This window comes from Paenibacillus sp. CAA11, assembly GCF_003060825.1.
Taxonomy (GTDB): domain Bacteria; phylum Bacillota; class Bacilli; order Paenibacillales; family Paenibacillaceae; genus Fontibacillus.
This window is the reverse complement of the sequence record NZ_CP028922.1, coordinates 109,899-134,885: the sequence shown is the minus strand read 5'-3', so window position 1 is coordinate 134,885 and position 24,987 is coordinate 109,899. Positions and strand designations below refer to the sequence as shown.

Annotated in this window: 21 protein-coding genes; 8 read left to right on the top strand and 13 right to left on the bottom strand. The window is 51.0% G+C overall.

Translation table 11 applies throughout. The features are described 5' to 3' along the window. Positions 1 to 82 precede the first annotated feature (82 nt). The 7 genes from DCC85_RS00635 to rpoE form a co-directional block, all read right to left on the bottom strand. The gene (locus DCC85_RS00635; protein ID WP_108463836.1) at positions 83 to 1,360 is read right to left on the bottom strand and encodes a radical SAM family protein; all 1,278 of its coding nucleotides are present in this window, start codon (positions 1,358 to 1,360) and stop codon (positions 83 to 85) included. Between the two features lie 60 nt (positions 1,361 to 1,420). Next, entirely contained in the window at positions 1,421 to 2,743 is a 1,323-nt protein-coding gene (gene rho, locus DCC85_RS00630) for a transcription termination factor Rho (RefSeq protein WP_108463835.1), read from the bottom strand. Positions 2,744 to 2,998: 255 nt separating this feature from the next. After that, positions 2,999 to 4,252 (bottom strand): UDP-N-acetylglucosamine 1-carboxyvinyltransferase, encoded by a 1,254-nt coding sequence (locus DCC85_RS00625; protein WP_108463834.1) that lies wholly within the window; start codon positions 4,250 to 4,252, stop codon positions 2,999 to 3,001. Positions 4,253 to 4,398: 146 nt separating this feature from the next. Then, positions 4,399 to 5,253 carry a class II fructose-bisphosphate aldolase gene (locus DCC85_RS00620; RefSeq protein WP_108463833.1) on the bottom strand — a complete coding sequence of 285 codons (855 nt, stop codon included), beginning with the start codon at positions 5,251 to 5,253 and terminating at the stop codon, positions 4,399 to 4,401. A gap of 174 nt (positions 5,254 to 5,427) precedes the next feature. Next, positions 5,428 to 5,805: a response regulator gene (locus DCC85_RS00615; RefSeq protein ID WP_108463832.1), complete on the bottom strand. Its 378-nt coding sequence runs from the start codon at positions 5,803 to 5,805 to the stop codon at positions 5,428 to 5,430. A gap of 209 nt (positions 5,806 to 6,014) precedes the next feature. Further along, positions 6,015 to 7,625 carry a CTP synthase gene (locus DCC85_RS00610; protein WP_108463831.1) on the bottom strand — a complete coding sequence of 537 codons (1,611 nt, stop codon included), beginning with the start codon at positions 7,623 to 7,625 and terminating at the stop codon, positions 6,015 to 6,017. Between the two features lie 406 nt (positions 7,626 to 8,031). Beyond that, complete coding sequence (gene rpoE, locus DCC85_RS00605) at positions 8,032 to 8,592, bottom strand: DNA-directed RNA polymerase subunit delta (protein ID WP_108463830.1); 561 nt, start codon at positions 8,590 to 8,592, stop codon at positions 8,032 to 8,034. Positions 8,593 to 9,056: 464 nt separating this feature from the next. Here rpoE and DCC85_RS00595 point away from each other — a divergent pair, with 464 nt between their 5' ends. After that, positions 9,057 to 10,223 carry a S8 family peptidase gene (locus DCC85_RS00595; protein ID WP_108463828.1) on the top strand — a complete coding sequence of 389 codons (1,167 nt, stop codon included), beginning with the start codon at positions 9,057 to 9,059 and terminating at the stop codon, positions 10,221 to 10,223. A gap of 145 nt (positions 10,224 to 10,368) precedes the next feature. Here DCC85_RS00595 and argS read toward each other — a convergent pair whose 3' ends face one another. The 5 genes from argS to DCC85_RS00570 form a co-directional block, all read right to left on the bottom strand. Continuing rightward, positions 10,369 to 12,048 (bottom strand): arginine--tRNA ligase, encoded by a 1,680-nt coding sequence (argS, locus tag DCC85_RS00590; RefSeq protein WP_108463827.1) that lies wholly within the window; start codon positions 12,046 to 12,048, stop codon positions 10,369 to 10,371. Beyond that, positions 12,045 to 12,473 carry a YwiB family protein gene (locus DCC85_RS00585; RefSeq protein ID WP_108463826.1) on the bottom strand — a complete coding sequence of 143 codons (429 nt, stop codon included), beginning with the start codon at positions 12,471 to 12,473 and terminating at the stop codon, positions 12,045 to 12,047. The genes argS and DCC85_RS00585 overlap by 4 nt, the downstream gene beginning before the upstream one ends. A 136-nt stretch (positions 12,474 to 12,609) precedes the next feature. Continuing rightward, positions 12,610 to 13,281 (bottom strand): GNAT family acetyltransferase, encoded by a 672-nt coding sequence (locus DCC85_RS00580; RefSeq protein WP_108463825.1) that lies wholly within the window; start codon positions 13,279 to 13,281, stop codon positions 12,610 to 12,612. A 37-nt stretch (positions 13,282 to 13,318) separates the two neighbouring features. Continuing rightward, on the bottom strand, positions 13,319 to 13,990 hold the full coding sequence (locus DCC85_RS00575; RefSeq protein WP_108463824.1) for a GNAT family N-acetyltransferase: 672 nt from the start codon (positions 13,988 to 13,990) through the stop codon (positions 13,319 to 13,321). Positions 13,991 to 13,994: 4 nt separating this feature from the next. Then, positions 13,995 to 14,852, bottom strand: a complete 858-nt coding sequence (locus DCC85_RS00570) for a carbon-nitrogen hydrolase family protein (protein WP_108463823.1) — start codon at positions 14,850 to 14,852, stop codon at positions 13,995 to 13,997. Positions 14,853 to 15,284: 432 nt separating this feature from the next. On the opposite strand from DCC85_RS00570, the gene DCC85_RS00565 reads away from it, so the two are divergent. Together DCC85_RS00565 and DCC85_RS00560 are read left to right on the top strand one after the other, a co-directional pair. Next, positions 15,285 to 15,662, top strand: a complete 378-nt coding sequence (locus DCC85_RS00565) for a hypothetical protein (RefSeq protein ID WP_159081727.1) — start codon at positions 15,285 to 15,287, stop codon at positions 15,660 to 15,662. Between the two features lie 100 nt (positions 15,663 to 15,762). After that, positions 15,763 to 16,776, top strand: a complete 1,014-nt coding sequence (locus DCC85_RS00560) for a ketoacyl-ACP synthase III (protein ID WP_108463821.1) — start codon at positions 15,763 to 15,765, stop codon at positions 16,774 to 16,776. Between the two features lie 71 nt (positions 16,777 to 16,847). Here DCC85_RS00560 and speE read toward each other — a convergent pair whose 3' ends face one another. After that, positions 16,848 to 17,675, bottom strand: coding sequence for a polyamine aminopropyltransferase (gene speE, locus DCC85_RS00555; protein ID WP_108463820.1), 828 nt, complete (start codon positions 17,673 to 17,675; stop codon positions 16,848 to 16,850). 295 nt (positions 17,676 to 17,970) lie between these two features. On the opposite strand from speE, the gene DCC85_RS00550 reads away from it, so the two are divergent. From DCC85_RS00550 to DCC85_RS00530, 5 genes are all read left to right on the top strand, one after another. Next, the gene (locus DCC85_RS00550; RefSeq protein WP_199909958.1) at positions 17,971 to 20,025 is read left to right on the top strand and encodes a transglycosylase domain-containing protein; all 2,055 of its coding nucleotides are present in this window, start codon (positions 17,971 to 17,973) and stop codon (positions 20,023 to 20,025) included. A 64-nt stretch (positions 20,026 to 20,089) separates the two neighbouring features. After that, a complete protein-coding gene (locus DCC85_RS00545; protein WP_108463819.1) occupies positions 20,090 to 20,779 on the top strand; it encodes a DNA-3-methyladenine glycosylase in 690 nt (229 codons plus the stop codon). Between the two features lie 293 nt (positions 20,780 to 21,072). After that, on the top strand, positions 21,073 to 21,456 hold the full coding sequence (locus tag DCC85_RS00540; RefSeq protein WP_108463818.1) for an ArsR/SmtB family transcription factor: 384 nt from the start codon (positions 21,073 to 21,075) through the stop codon (positions 21,454 to 21,456). Further along, positions 21,449 to 23,722, top strand: a complete 2,274-nt coding sequence (locus tag DCC85_RS00535; RefSeq protein ID WP_199909957.1) for a heavy metal translocating P-type ATPase — start codon at positions 21,449 to 21,451, stop codon at positions 23,720 to 23,722. The genes DCC85_RS00540 and DCC85_RS00535 overlap by 8 nt, the downstream gene beginning before the upstream one ends. A gap of 202 nt (positions 23,723 to 23,924) precedes the next feature. Next, positions 23,925 to 24,914 carry a phosphate/phosphite/phosphonate ABC transporter substrate-binding protein gene (locus tag DCC85_RS00530; RefSeq protein WP_325048397.1) on the top strand — a complete coding sequence of 330 codons (990 nt, stop codon included), beginning with the start codon at positions 23,925 to 23,927 and terminating at the stop codon, positions 24,912 to 24,914. Positions 24,915 to 24,987: the final 73 nt, after the last annotated feature.

Sequence of the window (24,987 nt, the reverse complement as noted above, 5' to 3'; positions counted from 1 at the left end):
GAGCCTCATGCGGACCCAGAGTTATTTGACACACAAGCGGAATTATAGCACAGGCCGAAGCAGAGGGGCAATAGTAAATTCTCTAGGGCCGCGCCAGTCTCCGCTTTGCTCTAGCCAGCTCCGCCGGAGGCACATGCGTATAGGAGCCAATCACCACATCAGGCAGCTCTTCCTGAAAAATTTCGATCGCCTGCTTCATGCCAAGCATGTCCCCCTTGGCCTTGGGGATCAGCTCCAAATAGCTCTCCGGATCAATGTTCAGGTTCCGCAGCTGAATCAGCTTAAGCTTGGTGCGGCGAGCAAATTCAACCATCGCTTCGACTTCCTCTTCGCGATCCGTAACTCCCGGGAAGATCAAATAGTTGATGGAGGTATATACTCCTTGTTCTGCTGCATAGCGAAGAGACTTCTCTACGTTAGCCAAGGTGTACCCGCGCGGCTTATAGTAGGCGTTGTAATGATCGTCCAGCGCACTGATGGTGCTAACCCGCATCAAATCAAGCCCCGCGTCCACAATGCCGCGAATATGGTCGCTGAGGCCAGCATTCGTATTGATATTAATATATCCCATATCAGTAATCTCACGAACCTGACGGATGGAATCTATAATAAGCTTGGCTTGTGTTGATGGTTCTCCTTCGCACCCCTGCCCGAAGCTGATGATGGATTCAGGCGTCTTAAGATGCTCCAGCATCACCTCAACAAGTTCTTCCACACGCGGGCGGAAGTTCATCCGGGTCTGCGGAGAGACAAATCCGCTATCATCGGGCTGTTCGGAAATACAGCCGAAGCACCCGGCATTGCAGGAATAGGATACAGGGACCGCGCCCTCCCAACGATTCAAGAAGGTGTTCGAAGCCGTTAAGCACTCATAACCAAGCGCACAGTTGGAAAGATGCTCATAAAGTCTGTTCTCCGGATATTTGGAGGTTAGCTGCTTTACCCCCTGCTTTAATTCAAGCGGATCGCAATTCAGCGGGTTCCATTTCTCCGGATCATCACTCAACCGGGCCGTCACATAGAAGCTGCCATCCTTCCAAACCACCGCAGAATAACCAAATAGCGGAAGCTTATAATCTTTGTCTGTCTTCACATAGCCTGGCAGACAAAGCCGGGTGAAGCCCTGCGGCAGCAGGGCGCCGACCGCCTGCACAGCTCCGGGCAGCGGCAGCATTTCCCCCGTATCCGGGTCCATGCCAATCGGACGAGTGCTTGGCAGCCCAACCAGCGTAGCCCCATCTGGCAGCGGAATCAACTCGTCCTCCAAAATCTCTACGATCATCTCCCCGCTTCGGGCCAGGCCGTACAGAGACGGATGATCGAACACATTTCCTTGCTCATCTGCGTATACCAGATACATGTTGTTCTCCTCTATGGTTAAAGGCTCGGCGCTTGCAGGGCACCCGAGCCTCTAGTATTTTTAAGCTCCTGACGGTGAAGTCGATGAAGCGGATGGACGCGTATTGCGGCGATTTCCGCCATTTGTTGAAGAGGCTGGCGTGGTCGCATCGAACGAAGCAATAAATTCCTCATTGTTCTTGGAGGCACGCAGCTTCTTCAGGAATCCTTCTACAAAATCATACGAATCGTTCATATTTTTGCGAATGGCCCAGATGGTATCCAGCGCTTCCTTGCTAAGAAGAGCCTCTTCCCGACGGGTGCCCGACCGGCGGATATCAATTGCCGGAAAAATCCGGCGTTCTGCCAGCTTACGGTCCAGATGAAGCTCCATATTACCTGTTCCCTTAAACTCTTCATAAATGATGTCGTCCATCCGGGAACCGGTATCAACAAGCGCTGTTGCTAAAATGGTCAAGCTCCCGCCCTCTTCTACATTGCGGGCCGAGCCGAAGAAGCGCTTCGGACGGTGAAACGCAGCCGGATCAATCCCCCCGCTGAGTGTACGGCCAGAAGGTGGAACAACCAGATTATAGGCACGGGCAAGACGCGTGATACTATCCATCAGGATAACTACATCTTTCTTATGCTCTACCAAGCGTAAGGCGCGCTGAAGTACTAGCTCTGCCACTTTGATATGATTCTCAGGCAGCTCATCAAAGGTAGAAGCAATAACCTCCCCTTTTACCGAGCGCTGCATATCTGTCACTTCCTCTGGCCGCTCGTCAATGAGCAGCACAAACAGAGCAATATCCGGACGATTCGTGGAGATACTGTTGGCAATCTCTTTCAGCAACAAAGTCTTACCCGCCTTAGGAGGCGCAACAATCAAGCCGCGCTGTCCCAAGCCAACGGGAGCCAGCAAGTCCATAATGCGTGTAGACAGACGAGTCGAATCGGTTTCGAGTGCAAGCTTTTCCTGAGGATATAGCGGGGTTAAAGCCGGGAAATGAAGACGTTCTGCCGCAAGCTCCGGACTCTCTCCGTTTACGGCGTTGACCTGGAGCAGGCCAAAATAACGCTCATTCTCTTTGGGAGCACGACATTTGCCAGACACTAGATCGCCTGTTCGAAGGTCAAATTTACGAATCTGGGATGCCGAAATATAAATATCCTCTGTGCTCGGCAAATAATTGATGGGTCTTAGAAAGCCGAAGCCCTCCGGCAAAATTTCAAGTACACCCTCCATGAACATCAGACCGCTGTGCTCAGCCTGCGCCCGGAGAATAGCAAAGATCAGCTCTTTTTTCTTCAGCTGACCATAATAAGGGATCTGATACTGCTTTGCCAGCTTATATAGATCCGTCAGCTTCTTTTCTTCCAAGTCGGCAATTTGAAGATCCATGTAATAACCACCTATTCAATTTGGTTAACCGCATTTCGGTTAGAGAACTTATTTATAATGTTGCAGAACGATTCTATGAGTACGGGAATCTATCAATATCTGATAATGATAGTTATACCCGCCTAAGAGAGGAGTTATGCGGACAAGTGTAAAAAAACGTCGGGGAATTGCCCAAATGGAGCAAGGCACAAACCGCAGTTCGGCCTGGCTCCTCATGATAGACATACAAATAAGAAACTTAGCAGCCCTTAACTCTTACTCCGCCTGACGCCATACATCCGCGCCTAATTCACGGAGATTTGTAACCAGATGATCATATCCTCTGTCGATATATTCGACACCGGATACTTCAGTGATCCCCTCATTAACGGTGAGACCCGCAATGACAAGGGCTGCACCCGCTCTGAGGTCAGAAGCCTTCACCTTGGCCGCATTCAGCTGGCCGCCCTCAATGACTGCAGATCTTCCTTCCACTCGAATTTTAGCACCCATACGAACAAGCTCAGGCACATGCTTAAATCTGCTGCTGTAGACAAAATCACTGAGTACGCTCACACCCTCAGTCTGAGTAAGCAAGCTGGTCATCGGTGACTGTAGATCTGTTGGAAACCCTGGATAAACCAATGCCTTCACATCGACATGCCCATAGCTGGACGCGCCGATTACCCGGATAGATTCATCAAGCTCTTCCACCTTCACGCCCATCTCTACCAGCTTAGCAGTTAACGCTTCAAGATGCTTCGGAATAACATTGTCTATGAGTACATTACCCCGCGTAGCAGCGGCAGCAATCATATAGGTTCCGGCCTGAATTCGATCCGGAATAATGGAGTGTCTGCAGCCGTGCATTTCTTTGACGCCTTCGATACGGATCGTCTCCGTCCCGGCACCCTTAATGCTCGCCCCCATAGAGTTCAGAAGCGTGGCTACATCTATAATCTCAGGCTCTTTGGCCGCATTCTCGATTACGGTTGAACCAGCTGCTCTGGCGGCAGCCAGCATGATATTAATCGTAGCCCCTACACTGGATACATCCAGATAAATTCTGGCCCCACGCAGCTGCTTGGCATGAAGATGAATCGCTCCGTGCTCATTGGTTACGGTCGCACCTAAGGCTTCAAATCCCTTGATATGCTGATCAATCGGACGAGGTTCAAAGTTACATCCCCCTGGAAGTCCGATCGTCGCTTCACCAAATCGTCCAAGCAGCGCCCCCATCATGTAATAAGAAGCGCGTAGCTTCTTTACCGGACCATTCGGCATCGGAATAGAACGAATTTGGCTGGGATCAATCTTGATCTGATTCTCTGCCCAGGATACCTTAGCTCCCAGGTCCTCCAATATTTCCGTATAAACCGCGACATCGCTCAATTGCGGTAAATTATCCAGTACTACTTCACTCTCTGCCAAAATCGCAGCAGGAAGCAGCGCAATGGCACTGTTCTTGGCGCCACTGATCTGTACGGTCCCCTGCAGTGGACGACCGCCGCTGATCATTAACTTTTCCATATCTTTAAAGTTCCCCCTGCAGCTATTAAAAGGTTCTAATAATACCCTACCATAATACCACTTAAACAAACAAAAGGGAAAGACACCGCACCAAGCGGTGAATTTCCCCGGAAATTGTTATCTAGATTATGGATTGAAGCGGTAAATTAAGCCTTGTTGCTTGTACCAAATTCGCGAATTTTGCCGATTACGGTTTCTTTGATAGCGTCGCGGCCTGGAACGATGTATTTACGTGGATCGTAAACATCTGGCTTAGCTGCAAGCACTTCACGAACAGTCTTCGTGAATACAATTTGGTTCTCTGTGTTCACGTTGATCTTGGAAGTACCCAAGGAGATAGCTTTCTTGATGTCATGAGTAGGAATGCCTGTACCGCCATGCAGAACCAGTGGAAGCTTGATCGCGTCGCGAATTTCTTCCATTTCCTTGAATCCAAGGTTTGGCTCACCTTTGTATGGTCCATGAACGGAACCGAGTGCAGGAGCCAAAGTGTCAATGCCAGTTTCTTTAACGATACGAACGCAGTCATCCAGCTTAGCGTACATTACGTCAGCAACTACGTCGTCTTCTTGTCCACCAACAAGGCCTACTTCTGCTTCTACAGAAACGCCTTTAGCGTGAGCATATTCGACAACTTTCTTAGTTGTTGCAATGTTGTCTTCGATTGGACCATGGGAAGCGTCGATCATAACGGAAGTGAAGCCAGCATCGATAGCTTCTTTACATTTCTCAAAGCTGGAACCATGGTCAAGGTGAATGGCTACAGGAACAGTGATCTTCATGTCCTCAATCAAGCCTTCAACCATCTTAACAACGGTCTTGAAGCCGCTCATGTGACGGGCAGCACCTTCAGATACACCCAGAATTACTGGGGATTTCTCTTCTTCAGCTGCAGCCAGAATCGCTTGAGTCCACTCAAGGTTGTTGATGTTGTATTGACCTACTGCGTATTTCCCTTCAAGTGCTTTGTTCAGCATGTCTGTCATGGATACTAATGGCATGTTGCATCCTCCTAGGAAAAAATAAGTTATTTGTATATTTTTTAGCCGACAATCTCACTTGATTATTATACCACATTCCGTGAAAAATACTAAACAAGCTTTTACATCCTTTGTGAAATTTACATTTTGTTTTCGAAAATTGTACATAAAAAAAGAACTCCCTATAAAGGAGTTCTATAGCACAGAGGGCCCTTGCAGCTGATGATTCACCGCGAGACGCATCTCATCAATATCAAATGGCTTGGTGAAGTGCATCAAGGCCCCTAGCTCTGTGGCTTCCTTGATCATGTCAAGCTCACCGTAGGCGGTCATCATAATAACCTTCGTCTCCGGATTGACCTTCTTGATATGTTTAAGAATCTCCAGCCCGTCCATTCCAGGAATCTTCATGTCCAAGAGAACAAGGTCAGGATTATCCTTCTGCACGATCTCGAGAGCCAACTTGCCATTGGCTGCTTGGAATGTCTGATATCCCTCGCTGCTAAACACTTCCATAAGCAATATACGAATGCCGTTCTGATCGTCTACAATCAACACTTTCTTACGTTCCATGAGCAACCCCCCAGAAATCGGCCGTTTCGGGTGAACAGCCGTGAGTCTCCTCGGATTTCACCTTACTTCCGGTCCAAAAGCATAATTGTCTGTTAAGACTATTCGCCACCTAGCTGTAAATCCCCTTCTGTTCTGGAAAAAAGGAGAAGAATATTTCCATAGTCTTCCTAGGACAAATGTCTGACCATGAGAAAGGCAGTGAATCTGTATTACAGATTCTCTTCAGAGTAAGCTAGTGAGGCTTTTACAAATTCACGGAATAATGGCTGCGGACGGTTCGGACGGGAAGTGAATTCCGGATGGAACTGTACAGCCAGGAACCAAGGATGGTTCGGAAGCTCTACGATTTCCACCAGACGTCCGTCAGGAGAAGTTCCGGAAATGCGCAAGCCTGCCCGTTCAATCGTCTCACGATAAGCATTGTTAAATTCATACCGATGGCGGTGTCTCTCATATACAAGCTCATCATTATAGCAGCTCATAGCCAGGGATCCTGGCACCAGCTTACAAGGGTACAAGCCAAGGCGCATTGTGCCGCCCAAGTCCTCGATATCCTTCTGCTCTGGCAGCAAGTCGATCACCGGATACTCGGTGGATGGATTAATCTCCGAGCTGTTCGCACCATCCATGCCGGCCAAAGCGCGGGCATATTCAATCACGGCCACCTGCATACCGAGGCAGATCCCAAAGAATGGAATGTTATTCTCACGAGCATAGCGGATCGTGGTAATTTTGCCTTCGATTCCCCGGTCCCCAAAACCGCCTGGCACCAGAATACCGTTGACACCCTTCAGGCTGTCCTGTACATTGTCCTCGGTAATTTCCTCTGCGTTAACCCAGCGGATCTTCACTTCCGCATTTGCATCAAATCCGGCGTGGGAAAGAGATTCCACTACACTGAGGTAGGCATCATGCAGGGCAACATACTTGCCGACAATGGCGATCTCCACGGTTTTCTCAAGACGGCTGATACGCTCAACGAGGCTTTCCCATTCGCTCATGTCCGGTGCTGGCGTAGTCAGCTTGAGGTAATCGACTACAATTTCATCCAAGCCTTCATTTCTCAAGTTGAGCGGTACTTCATACAAAGTAGCCGCATCACGGCATTCCACAACGGCATTAGCATCAATGTCGCAGAACAGCGCAATTTTGGCCTTCATGTCTTCCGACAGCTCATGCTCTGTGCGGCATACGATCACATTCGGCTGAATCCCAATGCTGCGCAGCTCCTTCACACTATGCTGGGTTGGCTTCGTCTTCACCTCGCCAGCTGCTTTAATGTAAGGAATAAGCGTAACATGGATGTACATCACATTCTCCCGGCCAATATCGCTCTTAATCTGGCGAATGGCCTCTAGGAATGGAAGACTCTCAATATCGCCAACCGTGCCGCCGATCTCGGTAATGACCACGTCCGAACCCGCTTCACGGCCTGCACGGAATACTCGCTCTTTAATTTCGTTCGTAATGTGAGGAATGACCTGCACAGTTCCGCCCAAATATTCTCCCCGGCGCTCCTTACTAATAACAGAGGAATAAACTTTACCCGTAGTCACATTACTATTCTTCGATAGGTTGATATCGATAAAACGCTCGTAGTGACCGAGGTCCAAATCTGTCTCTGCGCCATCGTCGGTAACGAACACTTCTCCATGCTGATATGGACTCATCGTGCCTGGGTCCACGTTAATATAGGGATCGAATTTCTGGATAGTGACCTTCAACCCTCTGTTCTTGAGCAATCTGCCGAGCGATGCTGCGGTAATCCCTTTGCCGAGAGAAGACACAACTCCGCCTGTTACGAAAATATACTTTGTCACGTTGAAACCTCCTAAATAGACGTATGCCGGGCAACGGCATGTTCAAATGATGATAAATCCAGAAATTCTAACTAACTGTATGAATGAACTGTCGACGAAAAAAGCGCATTGCTCTAAGGGCATGTCCCAAAGAAAGGGGGACTACCCTGGCGGTCTTTCGTTCATCGTTATAGCTCATAGCGTAACCCAATTACGGCCCAATCAGCCGAAAAACACCCTAAAAAAACAAAAAAAGTGACACCCGAATAGGTCGGGGCACTTTTAAAATTAAGTATTTATAGGTATAAATCATAAGCCCATGCAATAGTTTACTCGTTACCTTCCCTGCTGTCAAGCAGGCATCCCACATGAAAAAAGCTCTGAAGGGATGGCTTGCTTGCCGCCCGGTCTCCAGAGCTTTGTGTCATCAGTCTTCCTTAGATTCTTCGTCGTAGTCTCCGTCGTTGGAATCTTCGTCTTCCGAATCCTCTTCGTCAATCTCTTCATCATCGAGCAAGCCGTCATCATCTACTTCTACGTCGGCGTCGTCGTCATCATCGGAGAACAGGTCGTCATCGCCGTCTTCATCCATTGCATCGTAGTCCTCATCGTCATCGGAGGTATAAGTATCCTCTTCATCGGTGAAATCTTCGATGTCGTCATCATCGTCTTCATCATTGATAATGCGCGGACGCTTGGAGCTTGCGATTGGGTCCTCCGAACTGTTAACCGGATACCAGCGCTTCAACCCCCACAGATTGGTTCCAACACAGGCAAACCGTCCGTCGATATTGATCTCTGTATATAACTGGGCAATGGCTTCGTTAATTTCCTCTTCCGACATCCCCCGAAGCTTAGCTACTTCATTCATCAAATCACGGTAGTAGTAAGGGGTGTTGGCTGCTTTCAGTACCATAAAGGCCAAATCGACCATGGGAATCTCGTTAACCTTCTCCGGGTCGATTTTCAAATTGAGCGAGCTACTCACTTACGGACACTTCCTCTCACGCAATATTTACGTATCGCGATGCCATGGCCAGGCTATGGTTCCTGGGCAGGCGTATCACTAACTTATCCATATCACACAATAGTAAAACCTATTTGGCAGGAAAAAGCAAGTTTTTCTCTGCCTGCTGCATGCTATCCCCATAGAAAAAACAAGAGGCAGGGCTCATAATGAGCCCTGCTCTTGCCGACTGTATCCGTTCCGGGGGATGAAAGCGGAACCACACCCTCCGGATAGGGAAGCCGTTACCTTGGCTCCCTTCTTCCATCGTATGTTTGTTTCCCCACATTGACACGAGCAGGGACGCCTTAAATTCTTGAAATTTATAGCTTATATGCCTGCTCCATTCCAGCCTAAATCCCTTCGACCGGGGCAGCTTCCCCATTCCTGATACAGGACAGCTTCATATGATACTTCAACACGCTATGGTCAGGAGGGGCAAAACCATGGATTATTCCGAATTCCTCCGCTTTCTTGGCGAACGCCTTGAGGCTTCCCCGAACAGCGAGGGCCAGCGCCGAATCATCACCTTTAACCGCCCCAATCAGTACTTGGAATGCCTGGCAGAACTTAAAAAGCAATTTCCCAAGCGAAATGCTCTGCGCAAAATCCGCCCATCCTCCTTATTGCAGGCCTTCGTCTGTCCGCTGACTCTTACTGATATTCCGGCGTGTTACCGGCAAGCTATCCGAATCGAGCCGGACGCCCGTGTTCAGCTTCATGCCATCTCCGTTCCGAAAAAAGACAGCAAGCCATCCGCTACAATCCCTTGGGGTGTGAAGCGAATTCGGGCTCCCGAAGTCTGGTCCACCTCTACAGGACTACAGGTGCGGATTGGAGTCATCGACACCGGAGCTGACTTCAGCCATCCCGATTTGCGATATTCTCTAGCCAGGGGCGTGAATCTTCTAAACCGCTTATCGGCTCCCCACGATGACAATGGGCATGGCACCCATATTGCAGGCACCATCGCTGCTGCTGGAAGCAGCGGCATTATCGGGGTAGCCCCGCGCGCTATTATTTATCCGGTCAAAGCGTTCGATCACAACGGCGCGGCCTATGTATCCGATATCATCTTGGGCATCGACTGGTGCGTACAGAATCGGATGCAAATTATCAATATGAGCTTCGGGATGAAGACCAAGAATAAGGCTCTTGAAGATATTGTACGGAAGGCCCATCAGGCAGGAGTTGTCATTGTCGCCTCTTCAGGCAATGATAAAAAGCGTCGCTACGCCGATTATCCTGCACGCTACCCCGAGACAATCTCTATTGGCGCAACCGGAAAGGACCGCCGAATCGCCAAATTCAGCAATCGCGGCACTTATGTGGATATCTATGCCCCGGGAGAGCAGATTCGCTCCTGCTGGATCGGCGGAACCCACAAGGATATGAACGGCACCTCTATGGCTACCTCGCATGTCAGCGGTGCTATCGCCCTCTTGCTTGCTCGAAGTCCGGGCCTTCCACCGGACGAGATCAAGGCGTTGCTGCGGCGCACCGCACGCAGCGTAGTCCCTGCCGCAGCCGAGAAGAGCCGGTCCCTCCCCGGCGAGGTCGACGCGCTGCGCCTGGTCCGCAAGCGGAGCAAGCCAGCCGGCAGCGACAGCTAAAGCGGCTGCGCGAGGCGCTGAGCGCGAAAACGCCCAAAAGCCGCTACCCCAAAGGCCCGAGACCCCGCTGATGATTCAGCAAGGGGCCCCTGGCAGGGATAGCGGCTTATTCTTCGAACGCGCAAGGCTTAAGGCGCGCGGTCAGTTACATGCGCTCAGGCGCTTCTACGCCGATGAGCTTCAAGACGTTCGCAAGCGTGGTGCGAACGGCTCCCAGCAGCGCGAGGCGCGCTGCAGTCTGTTCCGCGTCCTCTGTGATGACGCGCTCCGCCTTGTAATAGCTGTGGAACAGGGAAGCCAGCTCATACACATAACGCACCAGCCGGTGCGGTGCATAGTTCTGAGCTGCTGTAGCGACTTCCTCAGGAAGCTCGCCGATTTTGCGCAGAAGATCATATTCATGCTCGGCCGTCAGCTTCGCGTAATTCACAGAAGAAGGAGTCGGAAGCGGAATCCCCTGCTCCTCCGCCTGACGGAAGATGCTGCATACGCGGGCATGAGCATACTGCACGTAGAATACCGGATTCTCATTGGATGTCGAAATGGCGAGATCCATATCGAAGTCCAAATGGGAATCCATACTGCGCATGGTGAAGAAATAACGGATGGCGTCGATGCCAACCTCATCCATCAGATCTACCATGGTCACAGCCTTGCCTGTCCGCTTGGACATCTTAACCTTCTCCCCGTCCTGGAACAGGCTCACCATTTGAGCGATCAGCACTACAAGCTTGTCTGGATCGTTGCCGAGCGCCTGCATGGCAGCCTTCAGACGAGGGATATAGCCATGATGGTCCGCACCGAAGATATTGATCATGCGATCAAAACCGCGGTTAAATTTGTTCCGGTGATAGGAGATATCTGGCGTCAGATAAGTATAGGAGCCGTCATTTTTCACCAATACCCGATCCTTATCGTCTCCGTACTCGGTGGTCTTCAACCAGGTTGCGCCGTCCTGCTCATAGGTTTGACCCTTGGCGCGAAGCTCTTCAAGCGAAGCCTCGACTTGGCCGTTCTGGTACAAGGAGGTCTCACTGAACCATTCATCAAAATGCACCCGGAAGCGGGCCAAGTCGCGCTTGATCTTGTTCAGTTCCTTCTCCAGCCCGTATTTGCGGAAGAACTCTGCACGCTCCTCCGGTGTGAGGGACATCAGGGAATCGCCCTTCTCAGCCACGAGCTCCTTGGCAAAGCCGCGAATATCCTCTCCATGGTAACCATCCTCAGGCATCTCGGCAGACTGTCCCAGCTCCTGCAGGTAGCGGGCTTCAATCGACTTGCTCAGGTTGTTAATCTGGTTGCCCGCGTCATTAATGTAATATTCACGGGTAACATTGTATCCCGCAAAATCGAGAACGTTGCAAAGTGCATCGCCTACAGCAGCGCCGCGAGCATGCCCCAAATGTAGGCTTCCCGTAGGATTCGCGCTGACGAACTCTACCTGTACCTTCAGGCCTTGCCCGGCAGACACTCGCCCGTAATCCTTGCCCTGTGCATACACTTGTTCCACTACCGGATACAGGTAGCTCTTGCTTAAAGTGAAGTTAATAAAGCCCGGTCCGGCAATTTCCGCCTTCTCAATAGAGGCCTTGCTCTGGTCGAGGTTTTTTAGAATCTCCTCTGCGATCATCCGCGGATTCTTCTTCGCAATCTTCGTCAGCTGCATGGCTGCATTGGTAGCCAGGTCACCATGCGCCTTGTCCTTAGGCACTTCTAAGGCAATTGCAGGAATTTCCTCCTTTGCAGCTAAACCAGCTGCAACGATCGCCGAGACAACCGCCTCTTTGACCGCTTCATGAACTTGTTCCAATGGATTCTTGGTCATTCTATATTATCCTCCTGTATGTGCAAACTGAGAGCAAATTGCCCCGACAGTTCTTCAAAAACGTATAAATCATAAGTCCATTCAATGCTTCCCGAGGCTCCATTCATCTTCTTATGAAGAGAGTGGGTTGCTGTGGAGAGCTGAAATGTCGTGTAGGGTGATCGGTAAAAGCCCGGAAGGCGCTGTCCCTGCTGGAATGTCTGCTCGGACTCCACCTCACCATGCCGCATAATTTTCAACACGTTATCCGAAATTCTAATCATGGTGCGGGTAACCCCGCCCTTCGGACCTTTCTCCGGCTCTTCGTAGCGAACAAACACCGAGCTTCCCTTGGTGAATACCTCACCACGAAGCTCTTGAACCGTAGTCTCGCCGTTCTCCTGGCGGCTGCGAAGTGTTAGGGCTGCAGTACGGCTGTCCGTCATCGGCTTCGCCCCCTTTTTTCCAAGTAATACGAACTGATCCTTATACTCTATCATACATATTGATCCAAAGTCCCTCTTCTCAAACCAAAAGTTCCTGTGAACCGTAAAGGCGGCACGATCCCAAGCTTATCCCATGTTACAAAGGAAGCAGGGCAACAGTATCCTGGCGCTCAAGCCGGTCCACCATCGCCAGCCACTTTGCAGGCTTGTTGGGCAGTACGGTATAGTAGCGCTTTAAGAAGGCAGTAACCAGTTCTGTCTTAAGCTCCTGCAGGGCATCATCCGAAGGCATGAAGCACAGATCCAGACCTTCTACGGCCTCCCCGTCATTGCCCCAAGACGGATGAACGTATTTGAAATCCAGCCGTTTGTAGCCAAGGTGGGACAGCACCTCGCGGCGGACATAGGGATTCATCGGCTTCACACCGCCAAACCCCAAGTCTTCTACACGATAAGGATCATAGATTTCCGCAAACATACCATAGAGCTGCTTGCCATTCTTCTCAGCCAATTCATTTAAGTCGCGAAGCCGATGCTGAGCCAGGAAACGGCCAATACCAAGACCTTCCCGTCCAATAATCGTAAAGTCCGTCATCGCCACGTTCCAATCCTCATAATAACGGTACTCGGTCGAGCCCACGACCTCTCCTTCATGCACCGCAGCAAACACCCGTATACCCGGATCCTCCAGCGGCTCCTTCCACAAGGAGAATTCGAGAACCTCCTCAGGAGGAAACACCTTTCCCATCAAATCATGCATCTTGCGGAAATTAGGGTCTTCAATGCTCGTAATACGGATATATTCCATGCTAGCTTCAGCCTCCCTAGGTTATGATCAAGCAGGATCACTTCGAATAAAAAGGGTTCTTCCATTCCATTAACGCAGCGTAATTCCGGGATTCCTCGTCCTCCAAATAGTTAGCGGTCACGCCAAGGGGCGTTCGGCCGCAGCGGAGCAGGAAGGTAATCACCGGATCGCGCAGCTCCCCTCGGACAACCGCATCTAAATACTGCTCCGCCGTCATCTGGTCTGCGACCTTCCCATACCCCGGCATCCGTCCGGCACCGAGCAGCCGCTCGAGCCCCAGATGCACCACGGTATGATACAGCGACTGGATGAGCCATTTACCTAGGCCCAGCTTGCGATACCGGGGACGAACGCAAATGTCTGCCACGTACAGCGAATTTCCGTCCGGCTGATGATTGCGGATATACCCGTCGTCTGTAATCTCAGACCACGTATGTCCCGGATGCGCCGGGTCAAACTGAACGATCAGTCCTGTCACGGAACCGGCCAGCACGTCTTCTACCTCGATGCACAGCGCTCCCTCCGGAAAGAGCCTCACATGATTGCGCAGCTGTTCTTCATTCCACCACATCTCCGGTGGATAGGGCGGCGGGAACGCCTCCGATTGAATTCGGATCAGCTCTGTGAAGTCTTCCTCGGTATATTGGCGGATTACTGCTGGAACTGGCCGATCTCCGTCAAATACATAGACCTCTGTTTTTCCTGCCATAGACTTACTCCCAATCCGGATATAGATCTGTCCGGCGGTCACGCCAGGTAGTTACCGAGCCCTTCTCCCGCACCTCTGCCAGCAAATCGAGATCCAAATCGGCAGTCACGATCATATCGTCATTAATTACACCTTCAGCCAGAATTCCACCCGGCGGGAATGGAATGTCGTTCGGCGTAATAATAGCCGCCTGGCCAAAATTCGCCCGCATTAGATCCACGGTCGGAAGAAAACCTACGGTTCCGGTAAGCACAACGTACACCTGGTTCTCGATGGCCCGGGCATGGCTTGTATAGCGAACCCGGTAAAATCCGTGGCGATCATCCGTACAGGATGGACAAAAAATTACATCCGCTCCTCTAGCCTTCGCCATACGGACAATTTCAGGAAACTCGATGTCATAACAGGTAAGCACCGCAATCGTTCCCTTCTCGGTCTCAAACACCTGAAGCCCTTCTCCAGCCCCCATGTTCCAGCCTTCCACCTCTGCCGGTGTAATGTGAAGCTTGGCCTGCTCCGCGATGCGTCCGTCCGGATAGAATAAATGCGCTACATTATATATCTTATCTCCCCGGCGAATAACGTGGGTTCCTCCGATAATATGAACACCAAACCGCTTGGCAAACGAGGAAAACAGCTCTCTATAAGAATCGGTGAAATCAGGAAGGTCCGTAATATTCAGTGCGCGCCCCTCCGCATCGCCAATAGACATAAGCTGTGTTGTTAGAAATTCGGGAAACAGCACGAACTCTGCTCCGAATTCTTCAGCCGTCTTGAGGTAGTGTTCGCACTGCCTAGCAAACTCATCAAATGATTGTATGGTATGAAGATGGTACTGCACAGCGGATACGCGAATCTTCAATGATAGATCCTCCTTGACCCTGATAGGTATGATTACTGGATTTCATTATAGCGAAGATGCTGCGATTCGTTAACCATAAATCCTTTCTTAACTAAACGGGATGTAACCTTGCTCTGCATTCTTAGCCGCAAAATGTGAAGGTTCTAATTCTGCCTTAAGAAAAATCTTGTAGAAACGGGGAGAATTTTGCTGAGCAACAAGCTCCTAACGGCCTTCACTACAAGCAGAAAGAAACGAAGCTAAAAAATCAAATATTTGGATATTATCCCCTTCCATGGATGCGTATTCATAAGACTAAAGAACTAATTTGTTTCAAATATGACATATCTATAAAGTAACTAGAACTTATTTCCTATTTTTTCATTGAAATAATGGTAATTTGTAGACTATAATTTTGACTTGTAACTACATTCCATTACAAAAGAGGTATGAATGATGTCTTCAAACACTGTAATCGAAATCGACAAGGCCAAAAAAGTAGTACACGCTGTACTTGATGGGTTCCCAGCCCCTGATGCAGCAGCAAAAACGCTGCAGAACTACAATAACATTGTCGGAGGAATTGATGCCAAGGAGTATTCGTTGCTGATTGACTGCGCCAAAATGGGCGTATTCCAGCCTGAATCCGTACCTGCCTTGGAAAAGCTGTTCAAGCTGTATATGGAAACCGGATTCAAGCACGTCGTCTTCGTTAACCCTACCAATACGGTTGCAGCTATGCAGCTTCGCCGAATTGCTCGTGGCGTTCAAGGGTTTACCGGTCAATTCGTTGATAGCGCAGAGAAAGCATGGGAAGTTTGCGCGAAGTAATCTAGCCCTGATTAATCATTAATCCATGAAACTGCTGATTACCGGCAGTTTCTATTTATAAACTGCTATATTATCTTAATCTGCCCGGGAGGGGTCTTCCATGAAACGCAGCATTATCATTACCGATACAGCTATCTATCATCCCGACAATCGGGTAGAGAACAGCTATTATATTGATCATTTTGATAAGCAAGGCAAAGACATCCGCCGGATGCTGGAAGCGTTCGGGCGCGAATCCCGCTACATTTCGGACAAGCCTGAAGAGAACTCTCTCACCATGGCCATTGAAGCTTCAAGGCGTCTTCTACAGAAGACAGGGCTAACCGGTGCCGATCTGGACATCATTGTCTTCTCCTCGGGCACCCCTGAATACATTGCCCCATCCAATGCTATTCACATCCACCATGCTCTGGAGGGCAAGGATGCTTCACTGGTTTACGACATGAATACGAACTGTGTAGGCATGGTAATTGCCATGGATCAGGTAGCTAAATATATGCAGGCTGATTCAAGAATCAAGCGGGCCCTAATTGTGGGAGCCGAGCAGATGAACCGGTTCTCACGGACCACCAATGAACTGACCTATCCCAACTTTGGCGATGCCGCCTGCGCTGTTCTCTTGGAAGCCAAGGATCTTGAAGGGGAGGAGCAGCATCAAGGCTTTATGGACTCTGTTATGCTGACCAAATCCTACCGTTACAATGTGATGGCGCTGCCGGGCAAAGGAATGTCCCGCATTTACGATACTTCCTTAACCGAAGAGGACAAACGGATCTACTGGGATACCAATGACGATGGGGGCGCAAGCTTCCTGCTTGCCGCACAGTCCATTGAGGAGCTGCTTGAGCGTAATCAAATATCCAAGGATCAGGTCAAGATGTACTTCCTCTCCCAATTGTCGAAGAAGAACATTAGCAGAGTCCGTGAAGAGCTTGGCGAGCCTGGGCATAAGTTCAAGTTTGTCGGAGACCGCTATGGCTATACGGGTACCAGTTCTCCTTTCCTTGCACTGCATCATGCTGTAGAAGATGGAGAAATCCAGCGGGGCGATTATATCCTGTTCTGGTCGGTGGGGGCGGGAAGCATCTCCTCCTGTGCACTTATGAAATACTAATTAATAAGCAATATAACAAAGACGAGCAGGGGCTAGCCCCTGCTCGTCTTGTTCTAAGGTAATTCTATATCCTATTTCACCAGATCTTCTACAAATTTAGGCAGAGCAAAAGCTGCCTTATGCAGACGCGGTGTATAATACTTAGTCTCGATTTCCGGAATCTTTGTCTCATCCACTTCCAGCGGGTCATAAGTCTTGCTGCCCAAGGTAAAGGTCCATAAGCCGGAAGGGTAAGTTGGAATATTCGCCCCATACACGCGAACAATTGGGAAGATCTCCTTCACGTCACGGTTCACCTGCTGGATCAGGTCTGCTTTGAACCAAGGGTTATCCGTCTGCGCAACAAAGATACCGTCATCCTTCAATGCCTCATAAATCCCTTGGTAGAAGCCGCGCTCGAACAGCGGTGCTGCCGGGCCAACCGGTTCTGTGGAGTCCACAAAGATCACATCATATTTATTCTTATTCTCCAGAATATGCATGTATCCGTCATTTACCTGAACCTCAACCCGCGGGTTGTCCAGTTCTCCGGCAATCTCAGGCAGATATTTCTTGGAGTATTCAATGACTTTGCCATCGATATCAACAAGTACAGCCTTCTCTACTTCCGGGTGCTTGACGATCTCGCGAATCACGCCGCCATCTCCCCCGCCGACCACAAGCACATGCTTGGGATTGGGATGCGTGAACAGTGCTGGATGCGCGACCATTTCATGATAGACGAATTCATCCTTGATCGTAGTCATGACCATGCCATCTAATACCAGCATGCGCCCAAATTCCTCGGTATCAATCATCGCCAAGTCCTGAAAATCCGTCTTCTCTGTAACAAGCGTCTCCTTAATCTTCGCTGTGATGCCGAAGGAGGGCGTTTGTTTCTCTGTAAACCACAATTCCATCGTATCTACCTTCTTTCCGTCAGAATAGTGTTTAGCCGCTATATCCAGGCCCGTACCACATTAGGCCGGGGGTCCTCTTCAGATTCACTTCCTTTGAAAGCTTCTCTTCCTATATTGTACCAAACAAATTGATTATATTAAATCAAGCCTAAAATGCAACTATGAATATCGCGCCCAAACTTTCCCATACTTAGGATAAAGCAATCAAGAAGACGGCTATAGGCATAAGGATCTTCTCATCTGCCAGGATACCGCCTTCTTCCATCCATTCTTTTGCTTTGAGGAGGAATCATCGTTGCAGCGTCTATCCCGTACGAACCCCAAGTCCCACCCTTTATGGCAGCGGCTTCTCAAATATGCATTATCGGCTGCACTGCTAGGGGTCCTAGCTCTTGGCATACTGCTGGTTTATCTGTATCAAGCTCCATTGCCCCCGGCAGACTCTGAACAGAACTCACAAATGCTGGATGCAGCGGGCAAAGCCATTGCCGTTTTCTCCTCAGGGGAGAAAAATCGCAAAAGTGTGACGCTGAAGCAGATTTCTCCTTACCTAGTTCAAGCTACGCTTGCCGTGGAGGACCGCCATTTCTATAACCATGTCGGCTTTGACTTTAAGGGCATGGCCCGCGCTACGCTCATTAATCTGGAGCACATGGACAAAGTGCAAGGGGCCAGTACACTGACCCAGCAGCTGGCCCGGAACCTGTATCTTACCCATGAGCGCACATGGAGCCGCAAGGTCAAGGAGGCCATGTATACCGCTCAGCTTGAGATGAAATACAGCAAGGACGAAATTCTTCAGATGTATCTAAATGAAATCTACTACGGCCACGGCGCTTACGGGATCGAGGCGGCTTCCAAAATGTATTTTGGCAAATCCGCCAAAGACTTGTCCCTGGCTGAGAGCGCCATGCTAGCCGGCATTCCTAAAGGGCCTACCTATTACTCTCCTTACAACCACATGAAGAATGCTAAGGACCGGCAGAGAATCATCCTGGACGCTATGGTAGAGACAGGAGCCATTACACACCAGCAGGCAAATGAGGCCTATACCCAGCTTCTGAAATTCCTGCCTCCTTCCAAACGGACTACAGAGGACAAAGCCCCGTACTTCCGAGATTATGTAAGGAACGTGGTGGTGAACGAGCTCGGGTTCGATGAGAAGCTGCTGGAGCAAGGAGGATTGCAGGTCTATACGACACTTGACCCTGAAGCTCAGCAGGCGGCGGAGCAGGCTGTAGCGGGAGGCGTAGGCTCAGACAAGGAGCTGGAGGCCGCCCTCATCTCTATAGATCCACGGAACGGGCATATTAAAGCTCTGGTCGGGGGAACGAATTACGTACGCAGCCAGTACAACCATGTGTTTGCCAAAACGAGACAGCCAGGTTCCTCCTTCAAGCCGATTATGTACCTAACAGCGCTTTCTTCCAAGAAAATGACTGGTGTCAGCCGTTTTGTCAGCCAGCCTACACTGTTCCATTACGACGATAACCGCAAAACTTACAGCCCCAAAAACTTCGGGGATAAATATCTTGGAGAAATCGATATGCGCCAGGCAATCGCAGCCTCGGACAATATATATGCGGTAAATACAATTTTGACGGTTGGAGCAGACAAGGTAGCGGACTTGGCTAAGAAAATGGGCATCGAGAGCACGCTCAATCCCGTCCCTTCTCTGGCACTCGGCACATCGCCGGTAAGCCCGTTCGAAATGGCCTCTGCCTTCGCGGTCATCAGCAACCAAGGGACAAGTGTCAAGCCGGTGGCTGTGCTGAAGATAACGGATCCCTTCGGAAAGGTATTGTATGAGGCTCCCGAGAAGGCCAAATCAGAGCAAATCGTCGAACCCGCGGCAGCCTATGTTCTCACCCACCTGATGGAGAGCGTGTTCGAGACCGGGGGAACCGGCAATCGGGTCAGCTCCAAGCTGAAGCGGCCGGTTGCAGGAAAGACCGGAACAACCAGTACGGATGCCTGGCTGGTCGGCTTTACGCCCGAGCTGTCCACTGCTGTATGGGTTGGCTACGACAAGGACAAGACGCTAAGCACCGAAGGCTCCCGCAAAGCAGCCCCTATCTTCGCTCAGTATACGGAGAAGGCTCTAGAAAAGGTGCCGCCGAAAATATTTCCCATCCCCTCAGGCGTGGTCAGTGTGTACATCGACCCATCAACAGGGAAGCGATCCACTCCCGACTGCCCGAACAAGCGCCTTGAGGTCTTCATTGCCGGAACGGAGCCGAAGGAAACCTGCAGTGCCCACGGCAAGGCAGAGCCTACCCCTGCCCCTAAGACGGACGAGCAAAAAAATCACTCCTGGTGGAGCGATCTAAAACGATGGTGGATGGAGTAAACGGCCTCCGAAGGTTATATACTTATAGAACGACTGCTTCATAAAGCAGACTGGAGGGAGCGCCATGACCAAGAGCAACCATAAGGAGCCAGCCGCTCGGAGAGAAAGCATCGTCTCCTCCGCCTCCTTGCGAAGACACTCCGCGCTGGAGGCGGCGCCCCGGCTTCTGGGGCATACGCTTGTACGCCGGACCGAGGATGGCGAAATTCGCTGCCGGATTATTGAGACGGAAAGCTACGGCGGTGTGGAGGACAAGGGAAGCCACGCCTATGGCGGCCGTAACACGGCCCGTACCGAGGTCATGTTCGGAGAGGGCGGCATAGCCTATATTTATCTCATCTATGGCATGTACCACTGCCTGAATGTGGTGACAGGCGCAAAGGGAGATCCGCAAGCTGTGCTAATTCGCGCCGTGGAGCCTCTGACAGCAGAAGATGAGCGGCGGATGGCCCTTTATCGGGGAAGAAGCTACCGGAAACCCGCCGATCTCAGCAACGGTCCGGGAAAGCTGTGCCGTGCGCTACGCATCGACAAATCGCTGAACGGAGTTTCTTTTGGAGATACAGAGGGCCCTCTATATTTGGAGGCAGGAGACCCCCGCCAATCGTTTACGGTCAAGGCCGGGATACGAATCAATATCCCCTATGCCGAAGAGTATGCTGAAGCTCCATGGCGGTTCTTTATTGCCGATCACCCGTATGTTTCGGTAAAAGACAAGAATGCGGTGGATTATGAAGGACTGACCGATTTCTAAGGATTACGGATTCGTATTTCAGAAGATTCTCTAGGAAAATAAGCTCAAGGAAGGTGGATGAACCAAAGGTGACGGTTTATCTGCCTTTTTATATGGTTAAGAAAAAATACATCTATTCATTCAAATGCCTCTTTGAATATATACAAGAACAGGAGTATACTGATATTAACATTCAAACGATTGTTTGAATATTCGTAAACATTACGATCTATTGCCAACAGGGTTGAGTTATCCAAAGAGTTTAGTTATTGAATAAGTGATTTAATCCTCTGTATGAAAGGAGATTTTACAAGATGAGTGAAGCTGCCAAGACAGAAGCCGAAGTTTGTGAAATCATATGTACCCATCCGGACAAGACCGCCCCGCTTAAAGGCTTGGTTCATCCGGAAGAAATTCATGGCATGTCGCAGATTTTTAAAGCTCTATCCGATCCTACCCGCGTACAGATTGCCTTTCTGCTGGACCAGGCTGAGGAGCTCTGTGTCTGTGATATTGCCGAGCTGCTGGGTTGCTCGATCGCAACTGCTTCCCATCATCTTCGTCAGCTCAAAGCCGCGCATATTACCAAATCTCGCAAGGAAGGCAAGAACGTCTACTACGCTCTGGAGGATGATCATATCCATACGCTGATGAGTATGACGCTTGCCCACCAAAGGGAGAAGAGTCATCATGAGTAGCCAGCGAAGCAATGCTATGCCGGATCGTCAGCAAGTGGAATATCCGGTCAAGGGGTTATCCTGCGCGAATTGTGCGCGCGAGCTTCAGGAAGATATCCGCAGGCTGCCCCATGGCGAGACAGCCACCTTGCACTATAACAGCAGTCGGCTGCTCGTCGACCCAAATGTCAACCTCACTGAGGTTAAGCGAATTCTGCGAAGAGACGGAGCTGAGCTTGGCTCCCAGAATCCAACGGATCCCGAGAACCAAGCGGAACATGAGCATGGACATGGACATGCTCATGGGCATGAACAAGAAGATGATCATCCCCATACTCATGAACACGGGCATTCCCACGACCATGGACATGAGCACGGACATGAGCACGGACACGCTCATGGACACAGCCATGGCGGCGATCGCCTGATCCAGCGCCTTCTCATCGTCGCCGCCGTCTTGTATGGCGCAGCTCTGCTAGCCGGTGACCTGCTGCCGCAAGCGCTGAAGGTAGGCCTGTACTTGGCCGCCATTGTCCTCAGCGGCTACTCCACCTTCCTGCGTGGGCTGCGTAATCTGACTCGCCTGCGGTTTAACATGGACACGCTGATGACCGTTGCGCTCACCGGTGCCGTATTGATCGGCGAGTGGAAGGAGGCTACGCTTGTAGCCCTGCTGTTCGGCCTGAATGAGCTGCTTGAGGGCTACGGCATGGAACGGGCCCGCCGCTCGATCGAGAGCCTGCTGAATGCAGCGCCGAAGCAGGCTGTCCTGCTTAAGGACGGCAGCACAGCTACGGTCCCCGTCTCCCGCTTGCAGGCCGGTGATCTGGTTCTGGTTCGCCCGGGAGAGCAAATTCCTTCCGACGGACGCATCGAAGAAGGCCACAGCGCTGTGAACGAGGCCGCCGTGACTGGAGAATCCGTTCCGGTCACCAAGCAGCCCGGCGATGAAGTCTTCGGCGGAAGCATCAACACGGACGGTTTGCTGCGCGTTCGAATCAGTAAAGCCTATGAGGATTCGTCGCTTGCCAAGATTATGCACCTCGTTCGCGAAGCCCAGGATACGAAGACGCCGACTGAGCTGTTCATCGACACCTTCGCGAAGTACTATACGCCAGCGATTATGGCCATTGCTGCCCTGGTCGTATTAGTTCCGCCTCTTCTGTTCGGCGCTTCCTGGATGAAATGGCTCTATGAGGGCTTAGCCATTCTTATTGTAGGCTGCCCCTGCTCCCTGGTGCTGTCCTCGCCGATTGCCCTGGTCAGCGGCATGGCCCGTACAGCCCGCATCGGCGTACTCGTCAAGGGAGGCGTCCACCTGGAGCAGCTGGCGAAGATTGACGCGGTCGCCTTTGACAAGACCGGCACCTTAACCGAAGGCCGGCCAGCTGTCATTCGCGAATCGGTCTATGATCCCGAGCGGTTCCATAGGGTAGCATCCGCCCTGGAGGCGAACTCACTCCATCCGCTCGCCCAGGCGATTATGCGCCATATCGCCGCCAGTCCGGCCGGCGTGGCTCAGGCCGGTGAGGCAGCGAACTTCGTGACGCTGCCCGGCCAAGGCGTCCAGGCTGAGCTGGACGGCAAGACCTATTGGGCCGGCAGCGAGGCCCTGCTCGCTCAAACCGCACAAGCGCCGGCCGCGCTTGAGCGCGCGGCTGCCGATCTGCAGCGTATGAAGGATGACGGGCTCACCGTGGTCGCCGTGCTGGACGCTCAGGGCGTTCTCGGCCTGTTCGGCCTCGCCGACCAGCTGCGTCCGGAGAGCCCGGACGTCATCGCCCGGCTGCATGGGGCCGGCATCGCCCATACCGTCATGCTGACGGGCGACCATGCAGCCACAGCGCAGCGAATCGCGCAGCGCGTCGGCGTCACCGACTGGTACGCTGGCCTGCTGCCCGCGCAGAAGGCTGAGCGTGTCCGTGAGCTGTCCGGCCACTGGAGAGTGGCCATGGTCGGCGATGGCATTAACGATGCGCCGGCTCTTGCGGCGGCAAACTTAGGCATCGCCATGGGCAAAGGCACCGACAGTGCGGTTGAGACGGCGGATATTGTCCTGATGCAGGACCATTTGGGCCGTCTTCCGGCAGCTATATCCATTGCCCGGCGGGCCGCAAAGGTCATCCGCTGGAATATCGGAATCTCCCTGGCACTCAAACTGATTGCCCTGCTGCTGACGATCCCGGGGCTGCTCACCCTCTGGATAGCCGTATTATCCGATATGGGAGCAACCATCATCGTGACCTTGCTCGGTCTATCCATTTTTCTAGGCAAAGATAAATCTTAATCCCCTCACAGCCTCATATGTGCTATTGCAACCGCCCTAAGGTCACTTGGGGCGGTATTTTTACATTCCCCAATAAGTTAATACAATTTTTACATATCTGCCGATGTGCGTTAACCCTTCTCCAAGACAAGGCTGGTACACTTTTCCTTGCGGGCTTAACCATCAAGCCTTCCCGCAAAATTTTGCTAGGGGGAAATCCATTTTGTTTAGAAAAAAATTTTTGGCCTTATGTATGACTTTTGCTGTAGCGGCAAGCATTACTGCCTGCGGTTCCAACAGTTCAAATTCAGCTGACAATAAGAATGCAGCAAACACAGGGAACGGAACGAAGACCGAGACCCCTGCTGCAGATACTTCTACAGGCTTTGTGCCTAAAGAGCTGCGTGTGCAGTTCGTTCCATCACAGAATGCAGAGACGCTTGAAGCGAAGACGAAGCCTCTGGCTACACTGCTTCAGGACAAGCTGGGCATTCCGGTAACCGTATCGGTGTCTACTGATTACAACACTATTGTAGAAGCTATGGCTTCCAAGCAAATTGATATTGGCTTCCTGCCTCCGAACGCTTATGTCCAAGTGCATGATAACAAGAAAGCCGGCGATCTCCTCCTTCAAGCCCAACGCTACGGGGTCAAAGATGAAACTGGTGAACCCACAGAAGAACTAGTTGACTTTTATAAAGCGGAAATCGTAGTCATGAAGGATTCTCCTATTAAAAAGCTTGAAGACCTCAAAGGCAAGAAAATGGGCTGGCAGGACGTAACGTCCTCTGCAGGCTATGTGTTCCCTGCTGCTGAGATGAAAAAAGCCGGCGTGGACCCTGACACAGATGTTCAGGGCGTGACCATCAAGGGACATGACGCGGCAATTATGGCCCTGCTCAACGGACAAGTTGACGCTGTAGCCGTATTCCAAGACGCTCGCAACAATGTAAAGAAGGATGTTCCAGACGTATTTGAGAAGACTCGGATCCTGCACTACACCGTAGGCATCCCGAACGATACCGTTACCGTACGCAGCGACATGGATAATGAATGGAGAACCAAGATTCAGCAAGCCTTTATGGATATTGTAAAAGATCCCGAGGGCGGCCAAATCATCAAGGATATTTACACGCATGCCGGTTACACGCCAGGCGACGACAAGAACTTTGAACCGGTTCGCGAATATGCCAAGCTGGTAGAAGGCAACTAATCTTATTCAAGCCTCGTGCGGCTTTGTAGGACTTCACGTACTATCGTCAACTGCGACACCGTCCATGGAGAGA